Here is a 20,731-nt window from a genome sequence, read left to right on the forward strand (position 1 = left end):
CTCAGGGAACGAAAACCAGCCCCTTGCCGAATACAGCACGCACCGGAAGCATCAACTGCGTGCCCGCGAGCGTCTTGCGACGCAGACGCATCAGCGAGGATTCGATGCGGTGAAACCCGTCCTCTGCCTCCGCATGCCCCATGGCCTTGACCAGATTGGTCTTGGACACCATGCCGCCGTTGGCTGCCATCAAGCACTCGAGCAGTTCGCACTCACGACTGGTCAGGCGGATGGTCTTCTGGTTTGGTGCAATCAGACGCGGCACGCTCAGGTCAAGACGCCAGGAGTTCTGCTGCTCGGCGTTGGTAACGCGCATTTCCAGTTGGCGCAACTGAGCTCTGATGCCCGCCCCCAACTCGGCCAGCGACAGCGGCTTGATGAAGTACTGCAGCGCCCCCGCATCCAGACTCGCCACCCGCGCACCGGAATTGGCGTGCTGCGACAGCACAATGGCCGGAATGCGCTGCGCGACCAGCCTGCGGATCAGGGCCAGGCCCGGATCCACGCCCAGATCGAGATCAATGATGACCAGATCGGCCTTCTCTTTGAGAAGGCCGATGTAAAAGTCTTCTATCGAATTCGCCCCCCAAGTCGTATAACCGGACTCTTCAAGGAATCGACACACCTGCATGCGATGTGTTTCATCACCGTCTACGACTGCGACTGTGAACTTGACTGATGATGTGAGAATTTGTTGCATAGTGAAACTACAAGTTTTGCAAATTTTCGCCATCAACATCTCGTTGCGCCATGCACAAAAACACTTACTCACTCACAATGTGTATACCATTGCTACAGTCTATTGTAAATAATTGTTATGGCATTCTTGCCGAAAATACACAATTACTGTAGTCAATCGGAAATGATATCTGTCATTGAGGAAACTCTTAACCAGCATCAAAACCAGCTACCGAGGCGCACGGCGACTGGATTTGTCAGTTTCAGAACGCAGAGATGACAGAACCCTTGAATTGGGTGTCTATGAACTTACGGACCTCATCCGAGTGATAGGCACTAATTAATTTGCCCACCCAAGCCTTGCCCTTATCTGTATCTCGAATGACAAGAATATTTACATATGGATTTTTGGCAGCCTCAAGAGCAATAGCGTCTGTTTTTGGATTCAGACCTGCCGAAATCGCAAAGTTGGTGTTGATGGCCGAAGCGTCGAGGTCATCCAACGAACGTGGTAGTTGAGCAGCATCCAGTTCCACGAAGCGCAACTTCTTTGGATTGGAGATCACATCCAGCGGCGTGGCCTTTAGACCCGCGTTGTCCTTCAGCTTGACCAGACCCAACGATTGCAAGAGCAGCAGCACGCGACCGCCATTGGTCGGGTCATTCGGAATGCCGAATTTTGCACCGGGCTGCAGGTCTTCGAGTTTCTTGATCTTCTTGGAGTAGATGCCGATCGGGAAATTCACCGTGTCGGCAGCCCAACCGATCTTGTAACCACGGTCCTTGATCTGCGCGTCCAGATACGGACGATGCTGGTAGCTGTTGGCATCAAGTTCGCCAGCGGACAGGGCCGCATTGGGTTGCACATAGTCACCGAATTCGATAATCTGGATCTTGAGGCCATCCTTCTCTGCAACCTTCTTGACCTGCTCCATGATCTGGGCGTGCGGGCCTGCCGTCACACCCACCTTGATGGAGTTCTTGTCCTGAGCGAATGCAGCACCAGAGAACGTAGCGGCCGCAGCCAGTGCGAGGGTCGATTGAAGAAGAATGCGTTTGGAGAACATGGTGTTCTGCTTTCTGCCAAATAGGAAAAGTGAAACCGCACATCGTAATCCATATCTGCGACCAGATATAAGATTCCTTTTCCATATGCAAACAACTTCAAGTACGGTTCTCTGACTCCCACCCGTGCCAACTTTGATGGTGTGAAGCCACACTTAGTTATGTAATCCGAAAAAACAATCTCAAACCCTCAGCGCCAGGTTATTTAGCTTGTCCAGTCTCTCCGGCCAGGTGCCCTCTTCGGCCGACTGCAGCAGAATCCGCGTCCATGCAATCCACGCGTCCCATTGCACGCGCTTGTCCCATGCATTGCCCCACGCGCTGAAGCACTGCAGCGCACTCTGAGCAGCCCTCACGGCATCCTCCTGCCGGTCCGCCGAGAGATAAACCTGTGCGAGCACCATCTGCGGCTCGCCCACCCATGGGTTCATGCGCACTGCCTGCTCCAGCACATGGGTCACCACGTCGAGATCGACCAGCGGTTGATCCAGCTGGATCACCGACCAGTAGAGCGAGGTCGCCGCTGCGTCGCTCTCCTTGCTCACGCTCTGGGTGCATTGGTCGAACACGGGCGGTATCGGCAACTGGTTCTTCAGGCCCGGGTGCTGCAGCGCCAGCCCCAGTTGCGACAGCTGCGAAATCTTGCGGCTCGGCGGCCGCATGGGGCCCGGCCACAGCGACGCGGCCCAGTGCACGGTCTGCTTGCGCGAGATGTCGACGTTGGGCGAGCGCGAATAAATCTCCTCCTGCCAACTGAACCACTGCTCTATCGTGTCCGCCATGCTCACGATGATGAAGGTCGCCACCTCGCGCGGCGTGAGCTGCACGGTCGCGCGCGGCGCGGGGCCGTTGAGCTCAAGCTCCATGCCGCCATCGTCATCGAAGTCGCGTTCCAGCACCTTGTTGATGAACTGGCTGCGGCTCATGGTGCAGAACAGATGCACGAGATACTCAGCTTCCTCTCCCACCAATTCCTGCAGCCGCGCGCGCTCGGTGCGCGCATCGAACTTCACCAGATCGACAAAGGCGTTGCCGTAGACGCTGTGCAGCAGCCCGAGCAGTTGAACGTCATGCGGCTGGCGCCACAACGCAAGCGAGCGCGCCACGCCATAAAGGTGGTGCCGGAACGTTCCGGCCTTGTGCCAGTCCTGCCCAACGCCCCGCTCCAGCACCACTGGCAACACGAGGGCGAGTTCCGGGTCCTGATGAATCCAGTTTTCGTCGAGCAATTGCTGCGCGCGCTGAAAGAGTTGCGGGTCCAGACGGTGCCATGGCATGGACATGGGTGAGGCTCCTTGTTCGATTTGAAAGTCGTCGAAATTTCGCACTATGCCCGCAAAGGCGCCGAGACGCATCGGGAAAAGTGCCACATGTCGTGGCACGAAACAGCACCACGTCCAAACAAACAGTTATGAGATAGTCGAGCCATGCGCTCATTGATCAAACATGCGTTGCTGCTGGTTCTCACTTTGGGTCTTGTGCTGATCGCCCTCATCGTCGTTGCCAACTGGCGCGATGAACCGCTGAGCACGCCGACCAAGGCCCTGCTGTCGAGCTACAAGATGCCGACCGAGGCGCAGTTGCAGGACAACGGCTTTCTGATTCTCTCGGGACTTGATGCGCCGCTCGATGAGGTGGGCAGACGCTCACCGGTCGAGAGCGCAATGCAAGCGGGAAGGCAACGCCTTGACAACGAGATCGAGCGCAAGCAGTGGTTCGATACAACCCACGGAAATCCGGCCAAAGCACCGCCACCGTTCCAACCTGCATCGGCGATGAAGGCCTCGGACATTCTTCCGGACGCGCTGCAATGCAAGCCCGACCTCGCGCCGCGCTGCCATGAGTGGTATCTCAAGCATGTTAACGCGCTAGGGCCCGTGCTGGCCGCGCAGCAGCCCACGCTCATGCGCCTTGCGGCGGCCACCAAGGCCAACCGCTTCGAGAGTTTCTTTCCGCCCTATATGGAGCAGATCTTTCCGCCCTACCAGCACCTAACGCGTGCCCATGAGCTGCAATTGGCGCAGGCTAGTCTGCTCTGGAGTCAAGGTCAGCAGGCCAAGACGCTGGATCTGTTGGAGCAAAGCGACCGGCTCACGCGGCGACTTGCAGATACGAGTCATCACCTTGTGGGCAATGTCATCGCACTGCAGATGCAGTACCGCAGGCTTCGCTGGATCAGCGATGTGATCGCGACCACACAGGCCACGATCCCCGCCGCTTCGATTACACGCATGCAGGCGTTGCTTGATGCGCCGGTCGTGCCTATGCGCGACGGCCTGAATGGCGAGGCTGTTCTTATGACCATCTTCATGGCCTCTGTGGCTGAAAGCTCGCAGGACTGGGCCGACATCACCGCGATTGCAAGCGAGAAGAGCCCTGTGTGGGGGCAATGGCTGCGCGGCAAGCTAGACAAGGCCACCTATCTCCCCAACGCAACGCTGAACCAGCAATCCGAGTGGTGGGCGCAGTTTCTGCTGGTTGCCGACACCAATGCACATGACTGGGATGCCGCATTCAGCAACGCCAAGAGGTCCGCAGAAGCACAAAAAGAGGCTCGTACGTCGTGGCTCGGCTTGCGCAACTACACCGGAAGTTTGATCACGGACATCGCGGCACCCAACTATGCAGCGTATGTGCAGCGCAGATACGACGTCGAAGGCTTTCGCCGACTGGTAATTGCGCAGTTAAAGGCCAGAGAACTGCACATCCTCCCCGCAAAAATGCAAACCTGGCTGCAGGGCATACCCGGCGAACTGCACGACCCCTACACCCTCAAGCCCATGCAATGGGACGCCACCAGCCAGAGCATGATCTTCGAGGGCCGAGAACCCCAGACGCAGAATCCCGGGCGCTCCAAGACCTACCGCATCCGATACTGACCCACTGAAAGGCACATCATGCGCAAAGCCTTTGTCGGACTTCTTGTCACTTTGATCGCGCTGGTGGTTCTCGCGGTAGGCGTGCTGCTGCTTGCCAACTGGAACGATGAGCCGCTGAGCGACAAGTCGCGCAAGGCACTGACATACACGGCGCCGACCGAGAACCAGCTGCGCGGCAACGGCTTTCTGGTTCTTGCGGGGATCGATGCGCCCGCGCCCGTCAACCCCAAAGCCGACGCGGTGGAGCCCGCGCGGCAGCTCGGACAGCAGATACTGGTGCGCGAGATTGAGCGCTGGAAATGGAACCAGCGCCTTGGCCACACCAATCATGCGAACGCCCCCAAACCGCTAGCGCCGACCAGCGCGCTCACCCGCAAGCAGATTCTTCCCGATGAGCTGAGATGCCCACCCGAGCAGGCCGACTGCATCGCGTGGTTCGTCCAGCGACGCAAACAATTCGCGACGCCCGACGCGCACCAGCGCGCGGTGCTCTCTCGCTTGGCCAACATTGCGCGGGCACCGTACTGCACCAATGTGCTTCCCAATTTTGTGGCGGCGCAAGGCGCGCCGTATTCTGCACTGTTCGCCGGATTCGAGCTGCAACTGGCCCGCGCCAGCCTGTTGTGGAACGACAAGGCCTACGGCGAGGCATTGGATCTGCTGGAGCGCGGCGAGGCCGTGCGGCAATGCACGGGCGCATCGGACCGGCTCAACGCCGGCTCCCTTGCCACCTCCTCCATGAACCACGCCACCATCAAATGGCTGAGCAACGCCATCACCCGCACCGGTGATCGCATGCGCCCTCAGGACGAGGCCCGCATTCAAAAACTGCTGGAAACGCTGCGCATATCCATCCGCCGTGGACTGGCGGCCGAGATGACCTATTCGGCGAGCATCGCCCATTCCCTCGGCGTGACGCTCAAGTTGCCGAGCAACGCGGATGAGGGCGAGGGCAACGCCACGGAGAACGAGCTGTCGAAAAGCGACTCGTGGATCAGACATGCCCGCCGGTCCGTCAATGCCCTGCTCTATCTACCCAACCAGACCATCAACATCATCACCGAGCGCTGGACGCCTCTGGTGCAGCTCGCCGATGTGCCGCCGCCCGAGCTCAAGACTGCGGAAGAATCGGCCTCCGACAAGCGTGAATCGCTCGAAGAAGCACACGCGCAATGGCATGGCGCGCGCAACCCCATCGGCAACCATCTGCTGGGTATCACCGACCTGTCGGACTATGTGCACTGCATCCATCGCGCCATCGATACCGACGGCTACCGCCGCCTCGCGCTGCTGCAGCTGCAGGCAATGCAGCAGCGCGTTGCGCCTGAGAAGATGAGCCAATGGCTCGCGGACCGCCCGGAGCCGCTGCGCAATCCCTGGGACAACCAGCCCATGCAGTGGAATACAGAAAGCGGCACGCTGGAATTCACCGGCCTAGCGGTGCAGACGGCCAACCCGGACAAGTCTCGCACCTACCGCATCAGCCTGCGCCGCTGAACAGTCCATCCTCAAAAACAAAAATGGGAGCAGAGGCTCCCATTCGTCAGTTTGCGAAGGCGTTGATCACTTGTGGCTCAAGCGACGCACGGCCCAGTCGCCCAAGCTCTGGATGGCCTGCACGAAGAAGATCAGCACGATCACGACGGCCAGCATGATGTCCGGCAGAAAACGTTGGTAACCGTAGCGGATGCCCAGATCGCCCAGACCGCCGCCGCCGATGGCACCGGCCATGGCCGAGTAGCCCGTCAGGCTCACAAAGCTGATGGTCAGACCGGCGACGATGCCCGGCAGTGCCTCGGGCAGCAGCACCTTCCAGACAATCTGACCGGTGGTCGCGCCCATGGATTGAGCGGCTTCAATGAGGCCGTTGTCCACTTCGCGCAGCGCGGTTTCGACCAGACGCGCAACAAATGGTGCAGCAGCCAATGTGAGCGGGACGACCGCAGCCCAGGTGCCGATGGACGAGCCAGTGATGAGACGCGTGAACGGAATGATCGCGACCAGCAGAATGATGAACGGCGTGGAGCGCACGGCGTTCACGATCCAGCCAACGGTCTTGTTGAGCGCGCCGTTCTCAAGCACGCCTCCCTTGTCAGTCAGGCGCAGGAAGACGCCGAGCGGAATGCCGATGAGCCCGCCGATGAGGCCGGACACACCGACCATGATGAGAGTTTCCCAGAGCGATTGCGCGAACAGCTCCAGCATCATTTCAGAAAAATTCTCGAACATCGCTTCAGTCCTCCAACGTCACTTCCTGCACCAGCACGCCTTGGGCGCGCAACTCGGCCACGGTGGCATCAAGCTGCATCTGCTGGCCGCTTGCGAACACCGCGAGCGAACCGAAGGTCTGGTTCTGGATCTCGTCCACCTGACCATGCAGGATGGACAGGTCCAGCGAATACTCGCGGATCAGGCGCGAGAGAATCGGCTGATACGCCTGCTCGCCCGAATACGACAGGCGCAGCAGTCGGCCACTCTGACCAAAGCCCTGCGCCTGCGCGGAGAGATGACGCACGCGATCGAACACGCTCGCGGGCAGCTCCTGAGGCACGATCTCGTCGATCAGGCTCTTGGTGATCGCTTGCTCGGGGCGGGTGAAGACGTCGATCACACGACCCATCTCGACGATGCAGCCGGCCTCGATCACCGCCACGCGATCAGCGATCTGCTTGACCACCTGCATCTGATGCGTGATGAGCACAACAGTCACGCCGAGCTCGTTGTTCACCTTGCGCAGCAGATCGAGAATCGAGCGCGTGGTCTCGGGGTCAAGCGCCGAGGTCGCCTCGTCCGACAGCAGCACCTTGGGGTTGCTGGCCAGTGCACGTGCAATGCCCACGCGTTGCTTTTGTCCACCCGAAATCTGCGCCGGATAACGGTCCGCCAACTGGCTCAGGCCCACCAGCTCAAGCAGCGGATCAATGCGCTTCTTGATCGCATCCTTGCTCAGGCCGGCCAGTTCGAGCGGCAACGCGGCGTTGTCGAACACGGTGCGCGACGACAGCAGATTGAAATGTTGGAACACCATGCCGATTTCGCGGCGCGCTGCGCGCAGTTCGGCGTCGCTCAGCTTGGTGAGATCGCGCCCGGCGACGATGACCTCGCCCGCCGTGGGGCGGTTGAGCAGATTGATGACGCGCACCAGCGAGCTCTTGCCCGCGCCGGAGCGCCCGATGATGCCGAACACTTCGCCCGCGCCGATCTTGAGATCGATGCCACGCAACGCTTCAACCGGGCCTTTTGGACCCTTGTAGATCTGGGTAATACCCCGTAAGTCGATCATGAATGCAAAAAACACGCCGCAGCGAGCTTGGAGGGTTGTTGTTCCCACCAACCTGCAGCGGCGCGCTTTCAGGAATTAATTGGATGGCTTGAAATGTAATCGTTCGTCATGATTGCTACAACGAACATTACGTTAAGTATTAAGACCCAAGAGTTATAAGCACCGATCAGTTCTGAACATTCAGAACGTTCACAACTCCGGTTCGGGGCCAACACTGACAGCAGAGTCTCTCGTCTCTCGCTATCATTCGGGTTTCCCCTTATTTTAAGCGAACCCAAAGGCCGCGCCCTTGGCCTGTGTTTGGGCCCGGGTGATCGCCCGCCCGCTCCGCTTCCTCTCACCACTCATGCAACGCCGCTGGCCCCCTGTTCTCTGGATCGGATACTCGATGTGCGTGGGCGTAATGGGCACCGCGCTCGCCAGCCCCCTCTACCCCATCTACCAGTCGGAATGGCATCTGCGCCCGAGCGACATCACCCATGTCTTCGTGCTCTACATGTTCGGAGTGCTCATCAGCCTGCTGTTCCTCGGGCGGCTGACGCAGCGCTTCGGCTTTCTGCCGATTCTGCGCGCGGGCCTCATCGTGATGACCACGGGCGTCATGATATCGGCGCTCGCATGGAACGTGCCCTCCTTCATGGTCGCCCGCATGCTGATAGGCCTGGCCTCGGGGATGATCACCACCTCCGCCTCGGTCGGCATGGTGCAGGCAAGCCCCGGCAAGGATCCGCGCCGCATCGCCGCACTCACCACCGTGGCGATGACGCTGGGCTTCGGCATCGGCCCGCTGCTTGGCGGTGTAATGGCGCAATGGATACCCAAGCCGCTGGTCACCGCCTACATTCCGACCATGCTGATGGGCGCGCTCGCCGTCTACGCCCTCTTCCAGCTGCGCGCCGAACCGGTCGCCCAGCCGCTCGATGAGCACGATCCCCACGCCACTGAGAACAACACCCGCCCGCTCGCTCGCTGGATGCCCAAGATGACCTTTCCACCCGCGAACGGTCGTCGCCAGTTCTGGCTGGCCAGCATGGGCGCGTTCAGCGCGTTCGGCATGTTCAGCCTGTATTCATCGCTCGCGCCGAGCTTCATGAAGGAGCTCGTACCCTGGAGCGGCCCTGCCGTGAGCGGCCTGTCGATCGCGATGATCCTGTTCCTCTCATCGGCCTTTCAGTATGCGGTGCGCAACCTCCAAACCAAGTCGGTCGTGCTGACCTCGGAATCCGCGCTCGCCGTCTGCAATGTGCTGCTGATGCTGACCATCTACACCGGCGAGGCCTGGCTGTTCATCGCCGCCGTGCTGGTCACCTCGTTCGGGCACGGCCTCGCCAACGTCGGCGGCATGGGCGTGGTCGCCAAGCTCACCAAGCCCGCCGAGCGCGCGGGGCTGCTGAGCTCTTACCTCATCATCGGCTACATGGGCACCATCGTCCCGATCATGGCCGTGGGCTGGCTGGCCGACCATCTGGGGTTAAATCCCGCACTGATCATCTTCTGCTCGACCATGGCTTTGATGAACATCGTCATTGGCACCATGGTGTGGCGCACCAAGGAACTGCCAGCGGCCAGCTACTGATCGCTCGCGGTGCGCGTCTGCTTCTTGCCAGACGCAGCATTCGGCTGAATTGCGTTCGAAGTAGCTGCTCGCGCCGCCGCCTCGCGCTTCTTCATCTCCACGATCAACGCCGAAAACTGCTCGGCCGTCTGATCACGCACCGCTGCGGGCCCCACCAACGGCGGCAACCAAAATCCCGGCTCCACATCTGCGTGATACACGAGCCGGGTTCCACCTGGCTCCGGCGACAACGTCATCACGCTGTGCATCGATTTCACATTGCCCGCCACATTCGTCGCGCTGATCTGCTCCTGCGGCACCAGCACCACCTCACGGGTGGATTCGTACTTCTTGGTGAACGGCCCGAAGCGCGCCATGCCCACCTGCCGAATGGACAAGTGCCTGTCATCAGCGCCCGGAATCACGTCGCTGACATGCACATCGGAAAGTATCTGTACCAGATGAGAAAAGTCAGTCAGTACTTCCCAGACAATCTTCTGAGGCACGTCGGCATGGATGGTCGCATCCACATGAAACTGGTCACCATCACGCTGCACGTTCACCGAACGCGGCGATACCAGCAGCGGAGCACGTGCGCCCGCATTCGCGTTGCTGACTGAAGGATATTCATCGGCAGCCGCATTCGCCACAGTTCCGAAAAGCAGCAGAACACAGCCAATGCCCACGCACATGTCATTCGCTCGCCAATTCATAGCGCCAACTCCATCGATCGATGGCGCAAGCATATCGGGCTTTGCTCCATCTCGCCGGGTGCACAGAATTGAAGAGGCCGCCAGGTCACCCAGACGGCCCTTGTGTCATCGCTTCACGACTCAGATACCAAGAAACCTGAAAGGCTTTGCAGGCTGAAAAGCGCCAGTCGCATCACCCGCGAATGGGTGATCCTGATTCGGCCCCAGATCAAGCTTGAGAACCTTGCCTTTGTCACGGCTGAAGTCGATGTTTTTCAAATCAACCCAGAAGGTATTGGGCGTCAGCGCCGATTCGAAGAAGTAGAGCTTGCGCTCATGATCGAACACGGTGCGCCAGCGCGTCGAGGAAATGTTCGGCTCGCCCGGTGTCGTCAAGCCATAAGGCACCGAGACATTGCGGATCACGCTGAAGACGCTGGCCAACGTCTTGTTGGCGTCCTGATCCTTGGGGATCGCATTCACATAGAACGACGCCCTTGCAAAACGGTCTGCCGCCCGATTGGTTCCTGGCAGCATGGTTGTACCGCCGATTTGCTGCCAATAGGTGTTGAGCGCGAGCTGCTGATCGAAGACCGGCGAATTCGTCATCACCTGATAGCTGCGGTTGTGATGGATGACCTGATGACCACCAATGTATTCGACGATGGCGCTGTCGCCGGTCGCATCCGACATAGACAAGTGCAGGGTCGCCAGCCGATTCTCGCCCGGCACGCTGTCCGAGACGATGGTGAACGGCTGCGTCTCCAGCGCCTTGACGGCCTCCTCCACGGTGGCGAAGTTATCCAGCACATACTGGGCCCATGCGGCGATGCTCAAACCGGGCTTGCTCTTCGCATCAAAGGTCGGATACTGCGACTCCACAAGCCACAGCAAATTTGCGGCCAAACCCGCCTCGTTCACTCCGTCGGTCGTCGAAATGTCATATCCCGAAGTGACCACGCTGCCGTAACGCGAGGTCCAGTTGATGGAATTCGCCCCCGCCTCTCCGGTGCGCTGCATGCCACGCGGCAGTACCCAGAGGTTGCTGGTGATGTCACTCTTCCAGTCCATGGAACGTGCCGTGACCACATGGCCATCCGCCCCCTGAAACACCAGCCTGGTGCAGGCGATGGCACCCATGTGAACATGGGAGAGGGCGATGCCGACCAGCAGCGAGCGGGTCATAAACGACACAAGCTTGTTGGATTTCACGCGGGAGCCTCCTGGTGGGTTCAAACTCGACAGCTCACTCATTTCCATCACTTCGGAATGGAATTGCCGCTCGCCTTCCAGGCACCATCAGTCGCCTTGCAGAACCAGAACTGCCAGTTCTCCGCCTGCCCGCCACGTGCCACGTCCGCCTTCAATAGGCGGCAGGTATTGGCAGACGACGTCTCAGCGGTCTGCAGCGGTGTCAACTGGATATCGATTTGCTTGAACTTCGACGCATGGGTACTGCTCCACCTCGTCGTGGTCCCGTCCTGCGACTGGTTCAGCGCGCCGCCCAGTGCCGTGCGAAACGAAGGCAGATCCTTGGCAGGAATGTGCCGGATGATGGTGTCGTTCAAGAAAAATGTGGGGGCGGATTGAGCGCCAAAAGACGTTGTCAACAGAACGGCTCCAATTGCAGCAACGCAGTTCCGGTGGAAGTGAGTGTTTTTCATGTTTGGAATTTGTCCGTGTTGAAGAGATTTCAAAGACATCCGGGCGAGTGCGCCAAGTACAAAGTACCGCGATCCGTATGCACTCAGCAACATTGAGATGCCAAGAGATACTTCAACGTTAACACAAGCAACCAGTTCAGGTAGCACTGAGCGAGAAATCGATGGCGACACTTTTCCATGCTGGAATTGGCATCGCTGCCGGCACTGCGCCAAAAATGATGCCCAGCGATCGTCTGGCACTCACTTATCATCCCCAACATGAAACTTGGCTACACCATCATCTACGTCCCTCAGGTATCGAGGACGCTTGAATTCTTTGGCAAAGCATTTGGTCTTCGCACAAAGTTTCTCCATGAATCGGGCGACTACGGTGAACTCGAAACCGGCGAAACCACCCTCGCCTTTGCGTCACATGAACTAGGGCAAATCAACTTCCCCAAGGGCTACGTTGCGGCAAGCGATTCGCTCCAGCCCTTGGGCTTTGAGGTTGCATTGACCACCGACGATGTCACAGCCGCGTACGAAACAGCCTTGTCTGCAGGCGCTTCGAGCATCAAGAAGCCGGAGTCAAAGCCATGGGGCCAGACCATCGCATATGTGCGGTGCCCTGACGGAACACTCGTCGAGTTGTGCACCCCCATGGGATGATGAGTATTTATTGTCAGTTTCCATGCGCAGCAATGCACACGCCAACACAACGCATCAAGCCCATGGAAGTCAAGGTATCCTATCTCCAGCTATCCACAGAGGTATTCGGGTGACGAATAAAGGGCCAATCAGGGTGCACGGTCTGGAAACCCGCATGGATAGGGCGTTTCGCGTGCTCATGGTCTGCATGGGCAACATTTGCCGCAGTCCTACGGCGCATGGCGTTTTCGAGAGGCTGGTACGCGATGCCAAGCTTGCCAACTCCATCGAGGTGGACTCCGCAGGCACCCACAGCTATCACGTTGGAGAGCCTCCCGACAAGCGTTCACAGGCACATGCGGCAAAGCGTGGATATGACCTGTCGGCGCAGCGCGCGCGCAAGCTGGTGGCTCGCGATTTTAACGAGTTCGATCTGGTGTTGGTCATGGATGAGAACAACGAACACGCGGCGCACAGCCTTTGTCCACCGATCCAGAGGCACCGGCTCATGCGGCTGACGGACTTCTGCACACGCTTTGACGACCAAGAAGTACCCGACCCGTACTACGGCGGATCGGGCGGTTTTGAACATGTGCTCGATCTGGTCGAGGATGCCTGCGAGGGTGTGCTCGGCGCCATCGTATCCGCACGCAAGACAAGCTGAACGATCATGCGGATTCTGCTCATCGAAGACGAAAAGGAGATGGCCTCATGGCTGATGCGTGCGCTCAAGCAGTCAGGCATCGCGGTGGAGCACGCACCGAATGCACGCCTTGCCAAGGCGTTGATCGTAGGCGGCGATTTCGATGTGATCGTGCTCGATCTGCACCTGCCTGATCAACATGGCTTCGAGTTGCTGCGCGAGATCCGCGAACAAGGCCTGCACCTTCCTGTCTTGATCCTCACCGCCCAAGGGTCGCTGCAAGATCGCGTGGAAGGCCTGCATCGCGGCGCGGATGACTACCTGACCAAGCCATTCGAGATGCCCGAGCTTGAGGCGCGCCTCGTCGCCCTGCACCGTCGCAGCCAAGGCCGGTCACACGCCGCCATTCGGTGCGGCTCACTGCGGTTTGAAGGCAACCATCAAACGTTCTGGCTGAACGACTCAGTACTCAGTCTCACACCGCGCGAACATGCCGCACTCGAGGTGCTGATCGCTCGCGTGAGCGCACCAGTGGGCAAGTCGAAATTGGCGGCCAAAGTGTTCCCACAAGACAGCATGGCCGGACCGGATGCCATTGAGCAGGTGCTGCACCGTGTGCGCCGCAAGTTGCAGGGCAGCGACGTGCGCATCGTCACCGTACGTGGACTCGGGTATATGCTGGAGCCCCTGAAAATCCCGCCGGGCGCACTGCCCGAGACAACTTGAACGGATCCAGACAAACAGGCAGCAAGCCTCCCCTGAGGCCCTCTCGACTCGGTTTGCGAGCGCGGCTTCTATTGATTTTGATTCCCGTGCTGTCTGTTCTCTTTGCCTACGACAGCTGGAGCGATACACAAGCGCTCGGCGAACAGCTCCAGAAGGCCTACGACCAGACCCTGCTGGAGCCCGCCCAGGCGCTGTCTGACAGTCTGGAGTGGAGTACGCAAAGCCGCAGCTTTGAGCTGACGGACGCATTTCATATCACCTCGATGTTCGAGGCCGTTTCGGCGCGCTCCAAATACCTGCGGGTAAGCGTGCGTTCAGTCGACGGAAAAATGAGCAAGGTGCTTCTTGGACCAGCTCAGTTTCCTGCGCCGCCCACCGCAGGAAACGACGTGGCTGTGCGCGCTTTCTACACCGCCACGGTGCATGATCAACCAGTGCGAATCGCGGCCTTGCAGCATCTCGTGCATGACGATCATGGCACACCGTGGATCGCACTGATACAGACGGCCCGAAGCACCTATGGCGTCGATGCGGCGCAGCAGGAACTGCTCATGCAGGCCCTGTTCAAGGACCTGCGGACGTTGGGCATCCTGGTGCTGATCATCTGGCTCGGCATCGGCTGGGGCCTGCGGCCACTGCGGTCTTTACGTGAAGCGATCCGCACCCGCAAGGTGGAAGACCTTTCGCCGCTCTCCACCCAGTTCGTTCCCGGCGAAGTGCGCCCACTGGTCGATGCCATGAATCTGCATCTTGCTCAGCAGCGCGACGCGCTGGAATCACAGCGCCAGTTTCTTGCCGATGCATCGCACCAGTTGCGCACGCCGCTGGCCATCATGCACGCGCAGACCGGCTACGCACTGCGGGAGACAGATCCCGCCGCCATTCGCAATACGCTGAAAGCCGTTCGCCTGCAACTGCAACGCAGCCGCCGAGTGAGCGAACAGCTGTTGTCGCTGGCGCAGGCGCACCAGCGTTTGGAGAACGTACTGATTCTCGATGATGAGGTCTGCGATGCCAATCGGGTCGCGCGTGAAGTCGTGATCGAGCACCTTCCCCAGGCATCTGACAAGCAGATCGATCTGGGTTGGCAAGATGCGCGTGGCGAGGAGGTCGATGAAGACGATGACGCCTCGCCCGACAACTTCGTCGCTCCCGTGTTGGCCTCCGCACTGGTATTGCATGAGGTGCTCTCCAACATCGTGCACAACGCTATCGCCTACACGCAGTCCGGCGGCAGGGTCAGCGTGTCCGTGCGCGTGAACTCAACGCAAGTACAAATGCTCGTTCAGGACAACGGTCCCGGCATCGCGCCGCAGGACCGTGAACGCGCGTTCTTGCGATTCGAGCGACTGCATATCTTGCAAGATGACGCTCATTGGGCACCTGGGTCGGGGCTGGGTCTTGCCATTGCCAAGGCGTATCTGCAGCCTATGCAAGGCCGCATCGAATTGCTTGACGGCGAAGACGGCACCGGCCTCACTGTGCGCATCGAATTGCCGCTGAGGCGCTCTGACTTCAAGTAAGCAAATACACGTATTTTGAGGTTTCGTAAGCGCTTTGGAAGCTGATTGGCAGCTTCGTTTTCTAGACTTTTATGACGCTGCGGGAAAGACCGCCGACTCCCAGCGCACAAGTACAACTTCAAGAGTCAAGGAGACGCACATGCGCTTCACATATACAACGCACTCAAGTGCAACAAGGGGTCGCCCATGAGCCACAGCCCCAACAGCAAAAACTGGAACAAAGACTACTACGGTGGTGCATTGCTCGTCATTGTGGGCGCCAGCGCCGCCTATGCGGCGAACAGCTACAACCTGGGTACGCTTGCGCATATGGGGCCGGGTTACTTCCCGTTCGCCATTGGCATACTGATTACCATCTGCGGAATTTTGCAGGTGCTGACCGCCAAGAAAAAACCAGAAGGCGAACAGGCGGCGCTCGTCGGCCACAAGCACGACATTCCCGACTTCCGCGGCGCGCTCTGCATCATTCTCGGGACGGTTTTGTTCTACTTCGCCGGTGAATACTTCGGCTTGCTGCCTGCCACGTTCTGTATTGTTTTCGTGAGTGCCTTGGGCGACCGCAGCAACTCGGTGTTCCAAGCGTTGATGCTCACTGCCGGCATGATGATCGTGTCCGTGGTGATCTTCTGGTGGGCGCTGCAAGTGCAGATGCCGCTGATCAAGTGGGGGATGTAAGCCATGGAACAATCTCTGCAAGACCTCTGGTACGGTTTCGGCGTCGCATTTCAAGGCCACAACCTGATGTGGTCATTCTTCGGCGTGCTGGTGGGCAACCTTATCGGTGTGCTGCCCGGCATGGGCGCTCTCTCGGCAATCTCCATCCTGCTGCCGCTAACCTACACCATGCACCCCGTGCCCGCGATTCTGATGCTGGCCGGCATCTTCTACGGCTCGCAGTATGGAGGTGCCATCGGCGCGATTCTGCTGAATCTGCCCTCGCATCCTCCGCATGCGGTGACCTGCCTCGATGGGTATCCGATGACCAAAAAGGGCAAGGGTGGAACGGCGCTCGGGATCACCATGATCTGCTCATTCTTCGCGGCGTCGGTCGGTATCATCGTGATGATATTTGCCTCACCGCTGCTCACCACGATTGCGTTCAAATTCGGCCCGGCCGAGCTGTTCTCGATCATGCTGCTCGGCCTGCTCGCTGGCTCCACCATGTCGCGTGGCTCGCCGCTCAAGGGCGTGGCGATGACGCTGTTCGGCCTGCTCTGCGGCGTGGTCGGAACCGACGTGAACACAGGAGCATTCCGCTTTGCGTTCGGCCTTCCTGAGCTTTCTGACGGTCTCGAAATGGTAGCGGTAGCGATGGGCCTGTTCGGCATTGCCGATTTCCTGCTCAACGTGAACCGCATGAAGGCCATCACTGGAGGCACAAAGATGCGCATCCGTGACATGCGCCCTTCCATGGCCGAGCTCAAGGAGGCCTTCTGGCCGATGGTGCGCGGAACCGGCGTAGGTACACTGTTCGGCGCCATGCCCGGCACCGGCCCGACCATCACCACCTTCATCGCTTATGCACTTGAGCAGAAGGTATCGAAGAATCCAGAAAAATTCGGCACCGGTGAAATTGCAGGCATAGCGGCGCCCGAAGCTTCGGCCCACTCCAAGACCCAGGTGGACTTCATCCCCACGATGAGTCTCGGCATTCCCGGAGACGCCGTGATGGCGCTGCTGCTCGGCGCGCTGCTGATTCAGGGCATCCAGCCAGGTCCGCAGCTCATCAGCGAACACCCCGACATCTTCTGGGGCCTGATCGCCAGCTTCTGGATCGGCAATGTGATTCTGATGGTGCTCAACGTGCCGCTGATTGGCGTGTGGGTGAAGATGCTGCAGGTGCCTTACCGCTACCTTTTCCCGTCCGCCATGTTCTTCATCGCGGTGGGTGTGTTCACCACGCAGAACAGCCTTTTCCACGTATGGGAGGTACTGGCCTTCGGCATCATCGGCGCCCTGCTCATGGTGCTGGACTTCTCGGTCGCGCCCATCATGCTGGGCTTCGTGCTCGGTCCCATGATGGAAGAAAACTTCCGCCGCGCCCTGCTCCTCTCACGCGGCGACATGGGCATCTTCATCGAGCGCCCCATCAGCGCATGCTTTGTGGCGATCAGCGCAATCCTGCTAGCGGCCGTGACATGGGGCGCATGGCGCAAGAAACGCGGAAAGACAGTCGCGCAATTGGTAGAAGAAGAAACGAAAGGAATAGCTGCAGCGGCCTGACTCTCCAACGCAGCACTCAAAGGCCGCTCAAGCTGAGCGGCCTTTTTTTGTGACCAGAGAATCGCATATTCCCGCTTTCCAACAGCGAGCCAACGAAGCACGAACACCCCACGATCACTCACGCCAACGACGAGATGGGGTGCGATACGAGTCATCGCCGACGCAGACATACTCCCGTATGGCAAGGAGGTGCAACGAAAGATCGCACTCCAAATCGACGCCAAAGGCGGCGTCAAGTAAAACAATCAAATCACATACTCAGCTTCAAGCTGCTCGGATTTGAGAGCTTCTTGAACTACGTCTTTGGTGAGGGTGGGCACAAACGCCTCGATGAAGCGGTATGCATAGCTGCGCAACCACGTCCCCCGCCGTAACCCCAACCGCGTGAGATTCACCTCGAACAAATGTCGCGCATCGATGGCATGCAGATGCCGGTCCCGCTCCGGATCGAACGCAATGGATGCGACGATGCCGATGCCCATGCCCAGCTCCACATAGGTCTTGATCACGTCGGCATCCATAGCGGTCAGCACGATGTCCGGACTCAGCCCCGCGCGGTTGAAAGCCGCATCGATATGCGCTCGTCCGGTGTAGCCCGACTCATAGGTGATGATCGGATAGACGGCCAACTGCTCCAGAGTGATGCTTGCCCCTTCCTGCTTGAGCAGCGGATGCCCCGGAGGCACGACGATGGAGTGCGTCCAGCGGTAGCACGGCAAGGTGACGAGCTGGTCAAAACTCGCAAGCGCTTCGGTGGCGACGCCGATATCCGCCTCGCCGGACAGCAGCATCTGCGCGATCTGCTCGGGAGAGCCCTGGCGCAGATGCAGCGAGACATCGGGGCACAGCTCGCGAAAGTCACGTACCACCTGCGGCAGTGCATAGCGTGCCTGCGAATGGGTCGCGGCGACGATCAGGCCGCCGCGCTCGCTCTTTGCAAAATCATCGCCCGCGTGCTTGAGGTTTTCCGCCTCCAGCAACAGCCGCTCAACGATGGGCAGCAGCACCTCGCCGGGAAGCGTCATGCCGGTGAGGCGCTTGCCTGCGCGCACAAAGATTTCCACGCCCAGCTCATCTTCCAGCTCGCGGATCTGGCGGCTCACGCCGGGCTGGGATGTGTGCAGGATGTTGGCCACGTCGGTGAGGTTGAAGCCGCGGCGTACCGTTTCGCGAACTGAGCGCAGTTGCTGAAAGTTCATGTTGTTATGTATTCGAATGGAAGCGCAAAACCAAAGCAAAAAACACGCGCACGCGATGGGCGCGCTGCGCGTGAAGAGACGCCAGAGAAGCCCTGCGCGCCGTTTGCGCAAGGCTTCTCTGGAGTTTCACTCAAAGCTTGGCAATGGAGACCTCGGTGGATTTGACAAGAGCCACTACCTCCGAGCCGATAGCAAGACCGAGCTCGTCGACCGAGCGTGTGGTGATCACCGAGGTGACGATGCCGAACGGTGTCTGCACGTCGACTTCAGAGACCACTTCGCCGCGAATGATTTCGCTGACTTTGCCCTTGAACTGGTTACGTACGTTGATGGCCTGAATGGACATGTTGAATTTCCTGAAAGCGGTGGAGCGAGAAACAGCTCGGTAAATGGCTCAGTAAGAGATGGAAAAGCCCAGCAGCGATGCGACGCTGGCGACCCTGCGCTGCACGGCTTGCACCGGGCTGAACCGAGGGGCTCGCAGCCCCCAAGACGATGCGGTGACCTGTAGCAAGCTTTGTTGAACGGAATTGGGAATGGACAAGGATATGGACATGATCAGATTCTTTCTGTTGGAACGAGAAGGATGGCTTCGAGTCAGTGAGCAGCGCCGTCAATGGCTCAGCTTTCACAATCACAGTCGGAGCAACATCGGTCCAGCAGAAAGGACACGGGAGAAAAGTCCGTCAACAACAATGCGTCGATCGCGGTGAAAGCCTGCGCGTTCACATCCCGCATTCGCTGCCGATCCAGCTCGTCGGAGCTGGTATCAAACGGCGCGCGCAGCGAGGCCAGCGCACCGGCCCATGCAGCACGCCAAGTGCTGGTCTGCGGCGTATCGGAGTGAGGAACGGGAGTGTTCAGAACGCTCATGGCTTTCACCTTGATGGACAGGTTCTCGATGCTCAGTGCAGCTTCTTGGTGTAGATCTGGTCGAAGCTACCGCCGTCGGCGAAATGCGCCTTGTCGGCCTTGGCCCAGCCACCGAACGCCTGATCAATGGTCACCAGCGTGAGCTTGGGGAACTGCTTGTCGAACTTGGCCTTGGCCTTTTCACCGGTCGGGCGGTAGTAGTTCTTGCCCGCGATGTCCTGGCCTTCGTCCGAGTACAGATACTTCAGATATTCCTCGGCGAGTGCTCGGCTGCCCTTCTTGTCCACGACCTTGTCAACCACCGCCACCGATGGCTCGGCCAAGATGGACAGCGATGGCGCAACGATCTCGAACTTGTCCGGACCGAATTCCTTGAGCGCCAGGAACGCCTCGTTTTCCCAGGCCAGCAGCACATCGCCCACGCCGCGTTGCACGAAGGTGATAGTCGAGCCACGCGCGCCGGTGTCGAGTACGGGCACATTCTTGTAGAGGTTGCCCACGAAGTCGCGCGCCTTGTCCTCCCCGCCGTACTTGCGCTTGGCGAATTCCCACGCGGCCAGATAGTTCCAGCGCGCGCCGCCCGAGGTCTTGGGGTTCGGGGTAATCACGCCGACTCCGGGCTTGACCAGATCGTCCCAATCCTTGATGCCCTTGGGGTTGCCCTTCTTCACAAGGAACACAATGGTCGACGTGTAAGGAGCCGAGTTGTGCGGCAGACGTTGCTGCCAGTCTGGCTTGACAAGACCGGTCTTGACCAGCGCGTCGATGTCGCCACCCAGAGCCAGCGTGGCCACGTCGGCGTCGATGCCATCCAGAATCGAGCGCGCCTGCTTGCCCGAGCCGCCATGCGACTGCTTGAACTGCACGTCCTGACCGCTCTTGGCCTTCCAGTGCTTAGCGAATGCCTGGTTGTATTCGACATACAGTTCGCGGGTCGGGTCGTAGGAAACGTTCAGAAAGCTGACCGGATCGGCCGCAAACGATGGCACGGAAGCAAGGGCCATAGCCCCAACTAGTCCGAGAGACAGGGGAAACTTGATAAAGTGACGGCGATCTTTCTTCATGGCGTGCTTTCTGGTCCTTGTTGCTTGAATGGATTCG

At 59.3% G+C, this 20,731-nt stretch carries 22 protein-coding genes; 9 read left to right on the forward strand and 13 right to left on the reverse strand.

All coding sequences use genetic code 11. The features are described from left to right. Window position 1: 1 nt before the first annotated feature. From G7047_RS11380 to G7047_RS11390, 3 genes are all read right to left on the reverse strand, one after another. On the reverse strand, window positions 2-739 hold the full coding sequence (locus G7047_RS11380; protein ID WP_371813866.1) for a response regulator transcription factor: 738 nt from the start codon (window positions 737-739) through the stop codon (window positions 2-4). Between the two features lie 202 nt (window positions 740-941). Beyond that, entirely contained in the window at window positions 942-1,745 is an 804-nt protein-coding gene (locus tag G7047_RS11385) for a MetQ/NlpA family ABC transporter substrate-binding protein (RefSeq protein WP_166305122.1), read from the reverse strand. A gap of 180 nt (window positions 1,746-1,925) precedes the next feature. After that, window positions 1,926-3,026: a DUF6817 domain-containing protein gene (locus G7047_RS11390; RefSeq protein ID WP_166305124.1), complete on the reverse strand. Its 1,101-nt coding sequence runs from the start codon at window positions 3,024-3,026 to the stop codon at window positions 1,926-1,928. Between the two features lie 144 nt (window positions 3,027-3,170). Between G7047_RS11390 and G7047_RS11395 the strand changes: the two genes are divergently transcribed. Together G7047_RS11395 and G7047_RS11400 are read left to right on the forward strand one after the other, a co-directional pair. Continuing rightward, window positions 3,171-4,622 carry a hypothetical protein gene (locus tag G7047_RS11395; protein ID WP_166305126.1) on the forward strand — a complete coding sequence of 484 codons (1,452 nt, stop codon included), beginning with the start codon at window positions 3,171-3,173 and terminating at the stop codon, window positions 4,620-4,622. An 18-nt stretch (window positions 4,623-4,640) separates the two neighbouring features. Next, entirely contained in the window at window positions 4,641-6,119 is a 1,479-nt protein-coding gene (locus G7047_RS11400) for a hypothetical protein (protein ID WP_166305129.1), read from the forward strand. A 66-nt stretch (window positions 6,120-6,185) separates the two neighbouring features. Here the strand turns inward: G7047_RS11400 and G7047_RS11405 are convergent, their stop codons facing one another. Beyond that, window positions 6,186-6,851, reverse strand: coding sequence for a methionine ABC transporter permease (locus G7047_RS11405; RefSeq protein ID WP_166305132.1), 666 nt, complete (start codon window positions 6,849-6,851; stop codon window positions 6,186-6,188). 4 nt (window positions 6,852-6,855) lie between these two features. Further along, window positions 6,856-7,905, reverse strand: a complete 1,050-nt coding sequence (locus tag G7047_RS11410) for a methionine ABC transporter ATP-binding protein (RefSeq protein WP_166305135.1) — start codon at window positions 7,903-7,905, stop codon at window positions 6,856-6,858. A 346-nt stretch (window positions 7,906-8,251) separates the two neighbouring features. Here G7047_RS11410 and G7047_RS11415 point away from each other — a divergent pair, with 346 nt between their 5' ends. Beyond that, complete coding sequence (locus G7047_RS11415; protein ID WP_166305138.1) at window positions 8,252-9,481, forward strand: MFS transporter; 1,230 nt, start codon at window positions 8,252-8,254, stop codon at window positions 9,479-9,481. Here the strand turns inward: G7047_RS11415 and G7047_RS11420 are convergent. The 3 genes from G7047_RS11420 to G7047_RS11430 form a co-directional block, all read right to left on the reverse strand. After that, complete coding sequence (locus tag G7047_RS11420) at window positions 9,475-10,173, reverse strand: SRPBCC family protein (RefSeq protein ID WP_166305141.1); 699 nt, start codon at window positions 10,171-10,173, stop codon at window positions 9,475-9,477. The genes G7047_RS11415 and G7047_RS11420 overlap by 7 nt on opposite strands. A 120-nt stretch (window positions 10,174-10,293) precedes the next feature. Next, complete coding sequence (locus G7047_RS11425; protein WP_166312020.1) at window positions 10,294-11,337, reverse strand: linear amide C-N hydrolase; 1,044 nt, start codon at window positions 11,335-11,337, stop codon at window positions 10,294-10,296. 74 nt (window positions 11,338-11,411) lie between these two features. Next, window positions 11,412-11,816: a hypothetical protein gene (locus G7047_RS11430; RefSeq protein ID WP_240939459.1), complete on the reverse strand. Its 405-nt coding sequence runs from the start codon at window positions 11,814-11,816 to the stop codon at window positions 11,412-11,414. A 258-nt stretch (window positions 11,817-12,074) separates the two neighbouring features. Between G7047_RS11430 and G7047_RS11435 the strand changes: the two genes are divergently transcribed. From G7047_RS11435 to G7047_RS11460, 6 genes are all read left to right on the forward strand, one after another. Beyond that, window positions 12,075-12,464, forward strand: a complete 390-nt coding sequence (locus G7047_RS11435) for a VOC family protein (protein WP_166305144.1) — start codon at window positions 12,075-12,077, stop codon at window positions 12,462-12,464. A gap of 178 nt (window positions 12,465-12,642) precedes the next feature. Continuing rightward, a complete protein-coding gene (locus tag G7047_RS11440) occupies window positions 12,643-13,107 on the forward strand; it encodes a low molecular weight protein-tyrosine-phosphatase (protein WP_166312022.1) in 465 nt (154 codons plus the stop codon). Window positions 13,108-13,113: 6 nt separating this feature from the next. Continuing rightward, the gene (locus G7047_RS11445) at window positions 13,114-13,812 is read left to right on the forward strand and encodes a response regulator (protein ID WP_166305147.1); all 699 of its coding nucleotides are present in this window, start codon (window positions 13,114-13,116) and stop codon (window positions 13,810-13,812) included. Between the two features lie 86 nt (window positions 13,813-13,898). Continuing rightward, window positions 13,899-15,335 carry a sensor histidine kinase gene (locus G7047_RS11450; protein ID WP_166305150.1) on the forward strand — a complete coding sequence of 479 codons (1,437 nt, stop codon included), beginning with the start codon at window positions 13,899-13,901 and terminating at the stop codon, window positions 15,333-15,335. 186 nt (window positions 15,336-15,521) lie between these two features. Continuing rightward, entirely contained in the window at window positions 15,522-16,010 is a 489-nt protein-coding gene (locus G7047_RS11455) for a tripartite tricarboxylate transporter TctB family protein (protein ID WP_166305153.1), read from the forward strand. A gap of 3 nt (window positions 16,011-16,013) precedes the next feature. Continuing rightward, entirely contained in the window at window positions 16,014-17,558 is a 1,545-nt protein-coding gene (locus tag G7047_RS11460; protein WP_166305156.1) for a tripartite tricarboxylate transporter permease, read from the forward strand. A 245-nt stretch (window positions 17,559-17,803) separates the two neighbouring features. Here G7047_RS11460 and G7047_RS11465 read toward each other — a convergent pair whose 3' ends face one another. The 5 genes from G7047_RS11465 to G7047_RS11485 all read right to left on the reverse strand — a co-directional run bounded on the left by G7047_RS11465 (window position 17,804) and on the right by G7047_RS11485 (window position 20,694). Next, the gene (locus tag G7047_RS11465) at window positions 17,804-18,757 is read right to left on the reverse strand and encodes a CysB family HTH-type transcriptional regulator (RefSeq protein ID WP_166305159.1); all 954 of its coding nucleotides are present in this window, start codon (window positions 18,755-18,757) and stop codon (window positions 17,804-17,806) included. 130 nt (window positions 18,758-18,887) lie between these two features. Then, window positions 18,888-19,103, reverse strand: a complete 216-nt coding sequence (locus G7047_RS11470) for a molybdopterin-binding protein (RefSeq protein ID WP_166305162.1) — start codon at window positions 19,101-19,103, stop codon at window positions 18,888-18,890. 48 nt (window positions 19,104-19,151) lie between these two features. Continuing rightward, a complete protein-coding gene (locus tag G7047_RS11475) occupies window positions 19,152-19,313 on the reverse strand; it encodes a hypothetical protein (protein ID WP_166305165.1) in 162 nt (53 codons plus the stop codon). Window positions 19,314-19,378: 65 nt separating this feature from the next. Continuing rightward, window positions 19,379-19,630 (reverse strand): hypothetical protein, encoded by a 252-nt coding sequence (locus G7047_RS11480; protein WP_166305168.1) that lies wholly within the window; start codon window positions 19,628-19,630, stop codon window positions 19,379-19,381. A gap of 32 nt (window positions 19,631-19,662) precedes the next feature. Next, on the reverse strand, window positions 19,663-20,694 hold the full coding sequence (locus G7047_RS11485) for a sulfate ABC transporter substrate-binding protein (RefSeq protein ID WP_166305171.1): 1,032 nt from the start codon (window positions 20,692-20,694) through the stop codon (window positions 19,663-19,665). Window positions 20,695-20,731: the final 37 nt, after the last annotated feature.

The sequence above is a fragment of the Diaphorobacter sp. HDW4A genome (assembly GCF_011305995.1).
GTDB lineage: Bacteria > Pseudomonadota > Gammaproteobacteria > Burkholderiales > Burkholderiaceae_C > Diaphorobacter_A.